11 protein-coding genes are annotated in these 13210 nt (G+C 55.4%); all 11 read right to left on the reverse strand.

Annotated elements, in window-relative coordinates; translation table 11 throughout:
* Positions 1 to 45: 45 nt before the first annotated feature.
* Complete coding sequence (locus tag BLP79_RS16570) at positions 46 to 1218, reverse strand: polysaccharide biosynthesis/export family protein (RefSeq protein ID WP_157843999.1); 1173 nt, start codon at positions 1216 to 1218, stop codon at positions 46 to 48.
* 190 nt (positions 1219 to 1408) lie between these two features.
* Positions 1409 to 2353, reverse strand: a complete 945-nt coding sequence (locus BLP79_RS16575) for a phosphoenolpyruvate carboxykinase (ATP) (protein ID WP_090220812.1) — start codon at positions 2351 to 2353, stop codon at positions 1409 to 1411.
* A 2-nt stretch (positions 2354 to 2355) separates the two neighbouring features.
* Entirely contained in the window at positions 2356 to 4263 is a 1908-nt protein-coding gene (locus BLP79_RS16580) for an asparagine synthase-related protein (RefSeq protein WP_090220813.1), read from the reverse strand.
* Positions 4264 to 4265: 2 nt separating this feature from the next.
* The gene (locus BLP79_RS16585) at positions 4266 to 4703 is read right to left on the reverse strand and encodes a lasso peptide biosynthesis B2 protein (protein WP_090220814.1); all 438 of its coding nucleotides are present in this window, start codon (positions 4701 to 4703) and stop codon (positions 4266 to 4268) included.
* Positions 4704 to 4973, reverse strand: a complete 270-nt coding sequence (locus BLP79_RS16590; protein ID WP_232716533.1) for a PqqD family protein — start codon at positions 4971 to 4973, stop codon at positions 4704 to 4706.
* Positions 4974 to 5163: 190 nt separating this feature from the next.
* Entirely contained in the window at positions 5164 to 5304 is a 141-nt protein-coding gene (locus tag BLP79_RS19735; RefSeq protein WP_170830514.1) for a hypothetical protein, read from the reverse strand.
* Positions 5305 to 5556: 252 nt separating this feature from the next.
* A complete protein-coding gene (locus tag BLP79_RS16595) occupies positions 5557 to 6597 on the reverse strand; it encodes an NAD-dependent epimerase/dehydratase family protein (RefSeq protein ID WP_090220816.1) in 1041 nt (346 codons plus the stop codon).
* A gap of 220 nt (positions 6598 to 6817) precedes the next feature.
* Positions 6818 to 8095, reverse strand: coding sequence for a nucleotide sugar dehydrogenase (locus BLP79_RS16600; RefSeq protein WP_090220817.1), 1278 nt, complete (start codon positions 8093 to 8095; stop codon positions 6818 to 6820).
* Between the two features lie 292 nt (positions 8096 to 8387).
* Entirely contained in the window at positions 8388 to 9737 is a 1350-nt protein-coding gene (gene glmM, locus BLP79_RS16605) for a phosphoglucosamine mutase (RefSeq protein ID WP_090220818.1), read from the reverse strand.
* A 280-nt stretch (positions 9738 to 10017) separates the two neighbouring features.
* On the reverse strand, positions 10018 to 10542 hold the full coding sequence (locus tag BLP79_RS16610) for a hypothetical protein (RefSeq protein ID WP_090220819.1): 525 nt from the start codon (positions 10540 to 10542) through the stop codon (positions 10018 to 10020).
* A 48-nt stretch (positions 10543 to 10590) separates the two neighbouring features.
* A complete protein-coding gene (locus BLP79_RS16615; RefSeq protein ID WP_090220820.1) occupies positions 10591 to 12948 on the reverse strand; it encodes a calcium-binding protein in 2358 nt (785 codons plus the stop codon).
* Between the last annotated feature and the right edge of the window lie 262 nt (positions 12949 to 13210).

A 13210-nucleotide genomic window follows, 5' to 3' on the forward strand; every position in this document is an offset into this window, starting at 1 on the left:
TCCACGACCGCTGCAGCCGAACAGAGAGTTTCACTTTGTGCCGCTTCATTGCAAGGATACGTTCAACACATCACCGGGCAGCAGGATGTCGTCAAACTCAATTTTACGCTCTGTTGTCTGGCCATTTTCGTTTCTAAAAAGCGTCAGGATCACTTCTGCCGCGCGCGGGGCTTCGTCTAGGGGCTGGTATTGCCCGGCATTCCAGTTCAACACCTGCAACTGAGCTTTTGAAGTCTGCAAACGTTCCAGTTCAGCCTTTACATCCTCCAAGAGGTCTTCGCTCATTTCCAGCGCATCAGTTGTCCCTTCGTTTTCAAGGCGGGCAATCTCAAGGCTGATGCGCAACCGTTCGGATGCCGCTTGCAGAGCGCGGGTCTGTGACTGTAAAAACCCCTGTCGCGCACTATCCATGGCTTCGGTCCGTAGCAGACCCTGATCATTCAGTTTGGTCAGCCGCTCCACCGAGGACTGCGCTATTTCCATTGAATTTGCGCTGGATCGCTCAAGGCTTTCGATCACATCTACGCGGGCTTCCAGCTGTTTGAGAACATTCTGGCGATTAAGAGCCTCGCGTTCCAAAAGCGTCTTGCGCATTTCAACCTGTGTCAGAACACCATCCGTCAACGGCAGGTCGGGGATCTGTCGCAACAAGGGCTCGGTGGTCAGGTCTGTATCCGGGTTCAATAGCAGATAGTGATGTGCCAACAGCTGCAGTATCGAGGTGCTTGTGTCGACCTGCTGCTGCAAGCGCACCCGCTGTGTCATCAGGCCAATCGGTATTTCATTGGCGGCAGAAAACTCCAGCCGCAAAAGCCCCCCGGCTTTGACCACGGCCTGTCGGGCCGTCAGATGGGGCCGGTATTCCACTTCGCCAATCGCGTTCACATCACCAGACATATAGATCGGTCGAAACTGCGCCACATCCAGGCCAATTTCATTTGGGCGCAGACCAATCCGCAGCTCGCGCCCCTCTTGGGTGACAATCCGAACTGGCACATCCCGAAGCCGTGTTGCCAGTTTTTCACGCGCCTGGGAAATGGTAAGTCCGGCGACGCTCAAGGGGCCAACCAAAGGCAACATCACAGTGCCATCCGCCTGAATCGGAACAGTGCGGGGCGCATCAAGCGCGCCAATTATCCAAAAGGACAGCGTATCGCCTGGCGCGATTGTAATATCTTTTTGAGCTTGCGCGGAAATCGCCGCACAAGAAAAAAGCAAAATGAGTCCAACGCGACGAAGTAGATACAAAACCATAATACAGCCTGTGAATATTTCAGTAAAACCTAAGGGAATCCGTTAACACAAACTGCTCTAATTGTTTGCAAAAATCGTGTGACGGAGCTTTTTTCGCACAATTAATTGGTTGTTCTCTATTCGCCAGAGATAAAAAACAGGCGCTTCGGAAAATTCAGACATGTTCCACTGTCTCCTGAATAACTTGGGAAAGAGCAGGCAGCTGCGACAGGTCTTCAGGTATGTCGAGCCGATGCATCGGGACCTTTGCCACAAAGGCACTGCAACGGCGCATATGGGCGATCAAATGATCCCGCCCCAATCGGCTCTCACCATAACGTGCCATAAAGGTAAACCGCATCAACAACGGCAAAGCTTCATGCGGGGCCAGACGGCTCACCTCTAACTGCGTCACATCCTGCGAACGATTGAGAAAAAAGCCACATGCTGCAGGCACTGGGGTTTGCTCGACCATCTGCGGCATGGCTTTTTGAATTTTACTGATCTTGGGATGGACCTGTACGTCAGCCGCTGTCGCGGACAAGTTTAGCGCAGCGATGCTGTCCGGCCAGAGTTTCATTCGCGAAAATCCGGGGCGAATGTGCGCTTTGCCGGTCTCAGTTGTCTCAACCGCGACCAGATCATCAGTTATCGGCAAAGCGCCAGTGTTCAGAAGCATTGCACAGGTAGTGGATTTCCCGGCCCCTTTGTCGCCCAGAAACAACGCAGCGCGCCCCCGGATATTGACCGCACCCGCATGCAGGCACAGCACGCCGCGCCGTTCCAGCACGATGGACATCACCAATCCCAGCAAGGGCTGCGAGACGAGATGATCATCGATCCCATCACCGGGTTCGATCTCAACCAGATCCGCACTGCGAACCACAAAGGTCCCCACCGCCTGCCAATGCATATACTGCACCTCTGGTGTAATGTCGAAAAACGGGTCATGAGAGTGCTGCTCTGGCCGCTTTAAACCGCTGACGCGGCGTACAACCAGTTCGGGCTTTTGATCTTTGCGTTGGAGCGCCGCGGCCTCTGACAAAGTTGCCTCTGACAAAGCCTCAAGTGTAAAATCAGACCGGATCACAAGACCAAAGACATCGTAGAATGTCTGCATCGTTACATCAACTTTCCTGCTGCTTGCAGCTTTGTCCAACGCGTGCAGGCATCCAGCCAGTCCCGCAGCACCGTAAGGCGCCAGTAGGCCCGCAGCACATCTGCAGAACTGTGTTGCAGTTCGCCCACGCGGTGCTCAAGCTCTGCAACGATTTCTGGGCGCAGCAGATCTATCGGGCGTGCTCCGGCCTGCAAAGAATGCCCAATCGGTGTCATTTGAGCAAAGCGTTGAACCGCATCACGAAATTCATCCCCGAAATCAGCCTTTGTGCGGCGCTTGCGGATCAATGCCGGTAAGACATCCCCAAGCCCTTCGCGCAGCACCCACCGGGTACGCCCCCCCTGCAGCTTGGCCGCTGCAGGCACAGACAGGCAAAAGCGGACGACGCGCTGATCAAAAAACGGGTAGAGTGGTAGAATACACGCCGCCCCAGCTGCCCGAAACAGCACTTCAAACGCATGTTCCAGAATTGGCGCTTTCAAGTTCCTACGGTGTTCAAACCGTTCCTGCTGACGCAGTTCTGCCGGGGTGTCGCCATTCTTTTCTGTGCAATCATAGCGTGGCGTTTCCTCCAGAGAGAGCCAGGCGCGCAGATCATCTGACAACAGCGTCTTACTGTCAAACTCTGGCTCGCCTCTCTGCTCTTTCTGGTGCAGCCGCCGGGCAAGGCGCATGATCGCTCGACGCGGCAATCCCTTTGGTTTGAACCGTGCAAATTTGCCAAACAACAGGAGAAAAAGCTGTAACGTGCTGCTCCCATAAACCTGTGACACGCCCCGGCTTTCCCGCAGCAGCGCCCCCCATTGGCGCGCTGCCGCAAGTTCTATCAGACGACCATAGCCATGGGAGACGACCTCATCCCCGCCATGACCATCCAGCAAAACCCGCAGCCCCCGATCGCGTCCGACGTGATAGATCGCGCGGCTCTTCTGTAATCCATAAGCCAGAAACAGATCCATTTGCTCTTCGACAATGCCCGGCAACGCTCTCAGATCCGGGGCAGCTGTAACGGCTATATGTTCGGGGTCTGTATAAAACTGCGCGTCTGCAGCGGTGATATATGGGCTCTCGTCATAGGGTTTTCCGGGGTATGTAAACGACAGCGTAGGCAGTTTTGCCGCCCCGGCCTGCGCCCGTTGATCTGCGGCCAACCCGGCCACCGAAGAGGAATCAAGCCCGCCACTCAGCATCGCGCCAACGCCGTCGGGCGCCCCCCCAACACAGGCAGAACACGCCAACTGTAGCGGTGCTTTAAAGCCTGAAACCGCCGCCTCTACAGAAATCTCATCCGGGTCAGGCAGCGACCAGTAGGCCTGGAGCTCCGGCGCATTCTGTCCATCCACACGCAAAATATGCGCTGCAGGCACTCGCCTAATTTCCGCAAATGCCGTGCGAGACCGATCTATTTCTTCGCCCACAATATAATCCGCCAGACGTGTCAGATCCGCCGTCAATGGTGCGTTTGCCAGATGCAAGACTGCGCGCAGATCGCTCCCACATGTCAGATGCTCTGCCTGCTGCGTATAATATAAGGGAAACATGCCAAACGGGTCACGGAAGCAATCAACGACACCCGTTTCAGGTTGATAGACCAGAAGCGAAAACCCACCATTGACCTGATGCACAAACGCAGATCCGTCGCGTTCCCATAAGCGTGCAATCAAATCAAAATCTTGTAAATGACTTGCCTTGGTATCAAGGCCAAGACCGTCACAGATCTCATCCCGATTGGCCAACCAGGCCAACCCAATCAGCTGCGCCTCTGTATCAGATCTTGTCACAGGCTGGCAGGACGCCATCCCAATCGTGGCACAGTTAAATTTCGCGTCTGTCCGCCAGCCCGCCCGTGCAAGACGGTTCAGCCGTTCTATCGGCCGCGCCTCAGCAATCTGGGCAACAAAACCATGCATCGCTAACGCACTATCTCTCGTGTGGGGGTCGGCAAGCTGTTGATGATCGAGAAGCTGTCAATATTGCCTTCCTGCGCCTCCAGAACCGCGTGGCCATTCCACATCAACCAAGCATGCGCATTAAATCTTTGCTCTGTCTCATCTTCATTGTAACGGACGCCGATTTCGATGGTGCTGGGAATGCTGCGCCAAGACAGAATCGCCTGACAGGCAATCGTCTGTGTCAGACAGCTCGCGCCCGGCACCAGCTTCGCGCTGCGGCTCACGGCACGCACCGTGGCAGCAACGGCACTGCGACGTTGAGGGTTGGCCTTGGCCTGACAGGGTTTGACCAGCCAGCTCATGATCCGCTGATAGCGGGTCAGCCACAGCAAAACCCGCACAACAACCAAGGTTCCCAAGCACAGAGCATAAAGACCAAATCGACGCAAAAGGCGCATTCAGGCCTCGACCTCATTCACGAGGTTGGCCGCAACCATATCCTGCAGCAAAGCCTCCACATCAGATCGGCATTCTTCTTCGGAAACATCAAATTTCTCTGTCACTTCAGCGACAAGAACCTGCAGAGGTTGAGGTTCAGAAATCGCAGCCCAGATGGTCGATGCTGTCGGATTTAGGGTAAAGTAGGTATTCTCTTCGAGATCTAGCAGCGCGCGGTCGCCATCCATATCGGCATCAACCACGGTTGCTTTGGCTTGAAAATATTTCATTGATGAGGCCATTAAGATTGAGTGCGATCACATCAGGGCGCATAAAACGCCTAGTCCCACACAGACGAAGCAAGAGAAGACAGGTCGCCTGCTCTTGCTTGGTTAATTTCTAACAGCCGCCATTTTGAAGTCAGCCATTATTCAATCACTACTTACAAATGACCATTCTGGCCAAAGCCAGCCATGCGATTTATGAGAACGTAAGGTCGCCACGCGGAGAAGACGGCGGAAAACTGCTATCAAGGCGGCTACCAGTTGATAGGCCTTCCGTAACGGCTTCAACTTTGCCATGAATACGAAGAACGGGGATGGTGTAGACTTGTTTGGTCACGTTAAATCCTCAAACTCTTAAAACTGAATCTATTTTAACAGCCCAAAGTACCATCGCAAGAAGAATCATTAGCTATTTGTTAGGGATTTGTAGTTCTGCCTATTTTTGTCTCGCAAACGAATTTAAAAGCGTTTTGGCGACCCCTCCCACCGGGCACAATACCCGCAAGACGATAGTCTCAAACGATCATAGTATGCTTAGACAGGAGCTGAGAATCTGTAACCTCCCAGACCCTGTCCAGAAATTGCACAGCTAGGACTGGCGGCCTGCCACATTGGGGCGGTAAAAGCTTTGATACCACTCCACAAAGGCGGCAACGCCAGTGTCCACATCGGTCTTGGGAACATAACCGGTGAGCTGCTGCAACAGGCTTGCATCCGCCCATGTGGCGGGCACATCACCTGCCTGCATCGGCATCAAGTTCTGTTCAGCGGTGAGGCCGGTGGCTTTTTCAATCGCCGCAATAAAATCTGTGAGCTGAACCGAGGTGGAGTTGCCAATATTTACCACGCGATGCGGAGCCACCGGAGACAGGCTGTCGCCTTCGGGCACCCGGCCATCAGCAGGACGTTCAGGCACCGCATCCAGAAGCAGGCAGATCGCCTCCACCAGGTCTTCCACATAGGTGAAATCGCGCTTCATATCGCCATGGTTATAAACATCGATCGGATTGCCTTCGAGAATCGCTTTGGTGAATTTAAACAGCGCCATATCCGGCCGCCCCCAAGGGCCATAAACCGTGAAAAAGCGGAACATGGTCACAGGCAGATCAAACAGATGCGCATAAGAATGCGCCATGTTTTCCGTCGACTTCTTGGTGGCCGCATAAAAAGACATCTGATGATCAGCGCGCTGGGTTTCCTGATAAGGCATCTGGGTGTTGGCCCCAAAAGCCGAAGACGTCGAGGCCAGCAGCATATGCTTGGGCGGATGGGCACGGGCGGCTTCTAAGATTTCAAACGTACCGATCAGGTTGCTTTCCAGATAGGAGCGCGGGTTCTCAATCGAGTAGCGCACACCGGCCTGCGCAGCGAGGTGCACCACAAAATCCGGTTTGTGTTCAGCAAACAGCGCAGCCACCAAACCAGGCGTTTCCACCTTACCGATGACAGGCGTAAACGCATCCCCATTGGGCTCTTTTGCGAGCAAGTCATGGCGCGTTTCTTTCAAAGAGACGTCATAATAGTCGCTCAGCGCGTCCAGACCAACCACACGATACCCACGCGAGAGAAGCAGTTTGCTAAGATGAAAGCCAATAAAACCGGCAGACCCGGTGACCAATACAGTTTGCATGAGAAGGACCTCAAATGAAATACTCAAGGGTCCGGTCTGGAATAGCCGAACCTGCAGCGCCTAGTTTCCATAAAACCGGCCCTGTGTGAAGCGATTGCAGCACAGTTTGTTTTCTTCCTTTTGGCCACAGGAAAAAGGCTACTTTTGCGGGCACTTGTGACACAGATCATGCGGACTGTGCCTGGACAGGAACCGACCTCCCAGCCGGCAAAACCACTCTTTACAGGCGCATATCACTTTCCCCTGGGCCAAAGGCGGATTTCAGATCGTAAAACACATGCGTTTTGCGCCCATAGGCGCGTAAAGTGGCAGCCCCCTGTGAGCGGTAGTCTTCATGGGCCACGGCCAACACCACCGCATCATAACGGCCTTGGGCAGGATCTGAACATAAGGTCAGATCATATTCGCGCAGGGCATCTTGCGGGTTGGCATAGGGGTCATGCACATCGACATTCAGCCCATAATCCTGCAATTCACGGATCAGATGCAAAACGCCTGTGTTGCGCAGGTCCGGGCAGTTTTCTTTAAAGGTAAGGCCCAGCACCAGAACCCGGCTTTGAGCACTGACAGAAATCTGACGCTGCAGCATCAGTTTCACCACCTCGCCCGCCACATAAACGCCCATCTGATCATTGATGCGCCGACCTGCCAGAATGACCTGCGGATGATGGCCTAGGCTTTCAGCCTTATGGGTCAGGTAATAAGGGTCAACACCAATGCAGTGCCCCCCCACCAAACCGGGGCGAAAGGGCAGGAAATTCCATTTCGTGCCTGCTGCGCGCAGCACCGCCTCTGTGTCCAGATCCATCCGGTGAAAGATCTGCGCCAGTTCATTGACCAAAGCGATATTCAGGTCACGCTGGGTATTTTCAATCACCTTCGCAGCTTCGGCCACTTTGATGCTTTCCGCCCGGTGCGTGCCGGCCGTAATGATTTCTCCATAAAGCGTATCCACCTTGGCTGCGGCTTCTGGGGTGGAGCCTGCCGTGACCTTGACGATATTAGGCAAACGGTGGGTTTTATCGCCGGGGTTGATCCGTTCAGGACTATAGCCCACATAAAAATCTCGGTTGAATGTCAGGCCAGAGACCTGCTCCAGCACTGGCACGCAGTCTTCTTCGGTGGCCCCAGGATAAACCGTGCTTTCATAGATCACCAGATCGCCGGGTTTCAGCACCGCGCCCACGGTTTTTGAGGCCGCAATCAGCGGGCTCAGATCCGGGCGCTTATGGGCATCAATGGGCGTGGGCACTGTGACAATATAAATCTGTGCCGTGCGCAGAGTGTCCAGATCATCTGTGATTTCAAGATGCGCGGCCTCAGCCAATTCTGCAGACGTCACCTCACCAGTGCTGTCCTGCCCGCCCCGCAGGGCCGCAATCCGGCTGGTATTGATGTCAAAGCCCAAGGTGGGGCGGGTTTTACCAAATTCCACCGCCAACGGCAGGCCCACATAACCCAGACCAACGATTGCAACTTTTGAAGCCTCAAGTGACATCCGTGTTTATCCTACACCGGAGCATCAGCTCCTGTTTGTTTCTCATAGTCGTCGCGGAACCAGGCCACGTATTGGGCAATACTTTCTGTGACATCGCTCTGCGGCTAATCGCCTGTCAGCTGGTGCAACGAATTCGTATCGGTTCAGATCGCAGGCACATCCCCTGCCTGTATCTCCATGTAATTGCGGACCACTCTTTTGCCCAGTGCGCTCTCGATCTCGTCAATGAAACCGGTCAGACGCATCTTGGTGGCGTTGCCAATATTCGGAACAACCGGCGACAGGCTGCCCTTTAGGCATGTTCCGCGATGGCTGCGCAGATGTCATCCACCACCGTTTTCAAAACGGCGCCATCATGGCTTTCGCCCATCACCCGCACCAAAGGTTCCGTGCCGGATTTGCGAATCAACAGGCGCCCAGATCCGGCCAGTGCGGCCTCACCTTTGGCAATGGCGGCTTTGACGTCTTCCTGTTCCAAAGGCGCGCGGCCTGCCCCGTAGCGCACATTCTGCAGCAGCTGCGGCACCGGGGTGAAACGGCGCAGCAGTTCGCTGGCCTTTCGTCCGCTGCCCTGCAGGATCGACAAGACCTGCAAACCGGCCATCAGCCCGTCCCCTGTGGTGGCATGATCGCTTAACACGATATGGCCGGATTGCTCTCCTCCCATATTAAAGCCACCGCGGCGCATTTCCTCAACCACATAGCGATCCCCCACCTGCGTGCGCTGCAGGGTGATCCCCTGTTCCTTCAGATGAGTTTCCAGACCGAGGTTTGACATCACCGTTGCCACCAATGTGTTGTGGTTCAACTTGCCTTCCTTGGCCCAGTGTGTGGCCAAAAGCGCCATGATCTGGTCGCCATCCACAATCGCGCCGGTTTCATCCAACAGGATAATCCGATCCGCATCCCCATCCAGGCAGATGCCCAGATCCGCGCGGGTTTCACGCACCAGCCGCGCAGCGGCATCCGGGTGGGTCGAACCACAGCTCTTGTTGATATTAAACCCATCCGGCTGGATGCCCAAAGGGATCACTTCCGCACCCAGCTCCCATAGGATTTCAGGGGCCGCCTTATAGGCAGCCCCATTGGCACAGTCCAAAACAATGCGCAGCCCATTCAGCTGCACGCTGCGCGCAACGGTGGTTTTAGCATATTCCACATAGCGCGTGGCGGAATTGTGCAATTGCGTGGCGCGGCCAATCTCGCCACTGGACGCTTCTGTTGTGCCATTTAACAAGGCTTCCAGCAGGGTTTCGATTTCAGCCTCAGCCTTGTCTGACAGCTTATAACCATCGGGGCCAAAGAATTTGATGCCATTGTCATGATGGGGATTGTGGCTGGCGGAAATCATCACGCCCAGATCTGCGCGCATGGACCGTGTGAGCAGCCCCACCGCAGGGGTGGGCAACGGCCCCAGCATAAACACATCCAGCCCTGCGGCCATAAACCCCGAGGTCAGGGCATTTTCCAACATATAGCCAGAGCGGCGCGTGTCTTTGCCAATCACCACACGACGGGTTTCTGCACTGTCTTTGAAATATTGCCCCACAGCTGTGGCCAGCTGCACCATAAAGGGGGCAGTCATTGCGCCTGTATTGGCGCGGCCTCGGATGCCATCGGTTCCAAAATACTTGCGGCTCATTGGCTTAACCCTTTGTTCGCGCCCCGTCTTGCGCACTGGTTTAAGCCGATTGCCAAAGCCTGTCCATGGCTGCCCCCAAGAGACTGGTATAAGGCACTGAAAGAGGGGTCACAGCCAGAAAATTTACAGAGCGCCCACAATACGAAACTCAGCCCCTTACGATCTTTATTTTCGTTAATCCCGCTAGATTGTCCACCCTGCAAGCCTTTGATCTATAGCACTGTGGTTTACTACAAATCAGACAAGTGCTGAATAGGCACACTGCAGGCATAACTGACATTTAGCCGGCCACGCCTAGTACTTCATTGTACCATTGTACCAGTTTGCCAGTCTTATTGAGCCAATACTCAGCTTCGTTAGAAGTATCTAAATTGCAAAGTTCCAGTATCAAACGTTTGTATATAGGTATGGAGCGCACGACGATTGCCTTCAATTCGACCTCACTATCAGCATCAAGCGATAGCCGTTTCGTGAGGTGAGCAACGCCCTTGTTTATGTCTTGTCGCTCGTTCGATGTTAGAAAACACTTTCCACTAAGAATCTCTGACACATCTAACCCAAGTTTAGTGGCGACCAAATCATCCGCCTTGGTCGTCTTGCTTGATAAAAAATCGTCGAGCTTCCTAAGGGCAAGAAAACTATGCAGTCGGGTCGCATGAGAAATCAACTCATGCCCCCGGGCGAGGCCAAAAGCCAGATCATCAGGATCAACACGACGGGCAAAGTCATCACACCAGACTAAGAATCCAAAGCTATGATCAATACATTCGCAAATTTCTGCTATCTTGGTTGATTGGTTGTCCATCGTGTTCTCCCCCAAAGCCCCCCATTCATACTCTCAAAACCAAAAAACTTAGAAAATGAAATCGGCCGCTGTCAGTTCAAGACGCGCCAAATCCTCCAGAAGGATCCTGCCACTGCCGGTGTCGATCGAAAGATCGCCTTGGGCTGACCTGATATCAAGATCCGAAACCCGCTCTGCCCCGCCCTGCGCCAAGGCACGTAGATCCATCACATCGCGTCCCTGCTGAAAATCCATGATCCGATCTTGCCCGTGGCGGCCTGCAAAGACAAAGACATCCCCCTCTGCACCGCCCCACAACAGATCGGCCCCTGCACCACCATTCAGACGATCCGCCCCCTGCTGCCCATATAACCTGTCTTGCCCCTGTCCTCCGCCCAGATCATCACGCCCGGTGCCGCCAAACAGCCGGTCATTGCCCGCTTGCCCGCGCAGCTGATCTGCTCCAGTGCCACCCACCAGCCGGTCTGTGCCAGCCCCCCCCCACAGGCTGTCATGCCCAGCCTGACCTTCCAAACGGTCGTTGCCGCGTTGCCCATACAGGCGGTCATTGCCGCGCGCGCCCCACAACACATCATGCCCTGCCGCCCCATAAAGGCGATCGGCCCCTTCATTGCCGCTTAATGTATCACGTCCACGATCCCCGTTCAGGTGATCTGCACCAGAACCGCCCCACAGACGATCATGACCGGCCTGACCGCGCAGCATATCTGCCCCGTCGCCTCCCAGCAGACTGTCCGCTCCAGCGGCGCCCCACAAGCTGTCATTACCAGCCGCCCCGACAATCCGATCTGCAGCCTGGCTGCCTGTCAGCAGATTGTCTCCGGTATCGCCAATCACAAGGGTCTCATCCCCGACCACCGGCGGTGGCGGATCAATCACCGGGGTTGCAGACAGGCTCTCCCCCGGCGGGATATGATAGGCCTGTTGCATATCCTGTGGCCAGATGTCTTGCAGCTGCAGACGGGTGCCATCTGCACTGTGAAGACGCAGGTCTAACCCGTCAAAGGTCAGTGAAAGTTCTGCGCCGCGCGTGCGCACCTCCAGCTGGCTCAGACTGCGCAGCCCCGGCACAAGGCTCAGATCCAGCTGATCCAGCCCCACTTCAAAATCTAAGATCTCAATCCGCCCCTGGGCAATCTCCCCCTGATGCGGCTGAATGACAAAGCGATCCGCGCCCGCCCCGCCCTGCAATTGACTGCCTGCCCGCGACGCCACCAACATATCTGCGCCCGCGGCCCCCTGCAGATGGCGCGCCTGCCCGCCATCCAGTAAAAGGTCATCTCCCGCCGTGCCCAGCAGTCGCGCAGACTGGGCTGTCAACACCTGTCCCAGATCCGCGCGGCGCAGCTCATAATGGGCAAGCCCCGCGCCATCCTGGCCCGCCCCCCCTTCTGAGGCGACAAAAATCGAGATTGTATTGGCGCTGACATGGGCTTCAATTGCGGTGACATTCTGCAAGCCCCCGCCATCCTCGCCTTCCACCAACTGTGCCGCCTGCACCAATTGCCCAGAGGGCAACAGGCGCAGCACCTCCAGCCCGCCATCTCCTCCCGCTGCCAACACCAGAACATGGCCATCCACATCAACAACTTTCAACGCAGAAATCTGGCCAAACCGGCTGCCCAGACTGTCAATCACATGATCGCTCAACGTGAGGCGTCCAGAGCCTGACACCGCCACCACAGACAGCGAACTGCTGCCTGCCGCTCCCACAAAAAGCCAGGCGCGGCCATAGGCTGTCACCATCTCCAAAGTTGAAGGCAACGACACGCCCCAGCCGTCTGCACCATCCAGCTGATCCTGCGGTGTCAGTGCACCTGTGGCTGCGTTGATTGCATAGCTGCGCAGACCACCCAGCCCATTTGCATCACGGTAAGCGGCCACAAGAAACGACGACGCCCCAGCTGAAACCACCTGCACACCAGTGCCTTCTGCCGTATGATACGGGCTGCCAGCACCATTTTGCGCAACAGCCTGCAAACGCCCGCCCTCTTCTATGCGCCATCCCCCAAGGCGTCCTCCAGACCAGCCATAAAGCAGATCCTGCCCACCAATCCGAACACTGGTAAGCACATCCAGATCTCCTGTCCCCGGCAAAGCCCAGCTGTCTTGGCGCGCGATATCACCATTGCGCGCCACCACATGGCTGTGAACCTGTGAACCGGCGCTGCCCGCCAACAGCAGCCGGGGTGTCTCTCCCGCCAGCACAGCGCCCTGCCCTGTGCCCAGAACAGCGCCTTGATGCGCGCGGTCATCCTGCTGGGCCAAAGAATTGAGATCATAGCTGTGGATTCCACCGCCCAGCCGTTCCACCGCCAGCAAAGAAGACCATGCACCCATGTCCAGCACAATCAGATCCGCCACGCCCTGCGCCGCCCCAAAGCTTGTGTCAAATCTCACCCGCATGTCGCCTCGCCACAAAATCGCCTTCCTTTGGCAACCTTGGCGAGAGCAATGGCGCAAATACGGTTTGAATTACGGCAACAACATGAAGATTGTTTTCAATATGAAAACAATTCACCGCAAAATAGCCGTGCTTTGATCTTGTTTTGTCCTGTGTCCTTGCATGATCAAAGCGGTGCACCCCCAGCGTACGCACTCTTAGGCCGGTCTTTAAGCCCCTCAGGCAAGCTCACCTTCTCTCACTTTCTTCTGTCGCCGGAGCCTT

It is taken from the genome of Epibacterium ulvae (assembly GCF_900102795.1).
GTDB classification, from domain to species: Bacteria; Pseudomonadota; Alphaproteobacteria; order Rhodobacterales; family Rhodobacteraceae; genus Epibacterium; species Epibacterium ulvae.

Coding starts and splice junctions, on each gene's coding strand:
- BLP79_RS16595 (WP_090220816.1), bottom strand. CDS start 6,597: ATGCAAACTGTATTGGTCACCGGGTCTGCCGGTTTTATTGGCTTTCAT.
- BLP79_RS16575 (WP_090220812.1), bottom strand. CDS start 2,353: ATGCAGACATTCTACGATGTCTTTGGTCTTGTGATCCGGTCTGATTTT.
- BLP79_RS16585 (WP_090220814.1), bottom strand. CDS start 4,703: ATGCGCCTTTTGCGTCGATTTGGTCTTTATGCTCTGTGCTTGGGAACC.
- BLP79_RS16600 (WP_090220817.1), bottom strand. CDS start 8,095: ATGTCACTTGAGGCTTCAAAAGTTGCAATCGTTGGTCTGGGTTATGTG.
- BLP79_RS16610 (WP_090220819.1), bottom strand. CDS start 10,542: ATGGACAACCAATCAACCAAGATAGCAGAAATTTGCGAATGTATTGAT.
- glmM (WP_090220818.1), bottom strand. CDS start 9,737: ATGAGCCGCAAGTATTTTGGAACCGATGGCATCCGAGGCCGCGCCAAT.
- BLP79_RS16590 (WP_232716533.1), bottom strand. CDS start 4,973: ATGAAATATTTTCAAGCCAAAGCAACCGTGGTTGATGCCGATATGGAT.
- BLP79_RS16615 (WP_090220820.1), bottom strand. CDS start 12,948: ATGCGGGTGAGATTTGACACAAGCTTTGGGGCGGCGCAGGGCGTGGCG.
- BLP79_RS16580 (WP_090220813.1), bottom strand. CDS start 4,263: ATGCATGGTTTTGTTGCCCAGATTGCTGAGGCGCGGCCGATAGAACGG.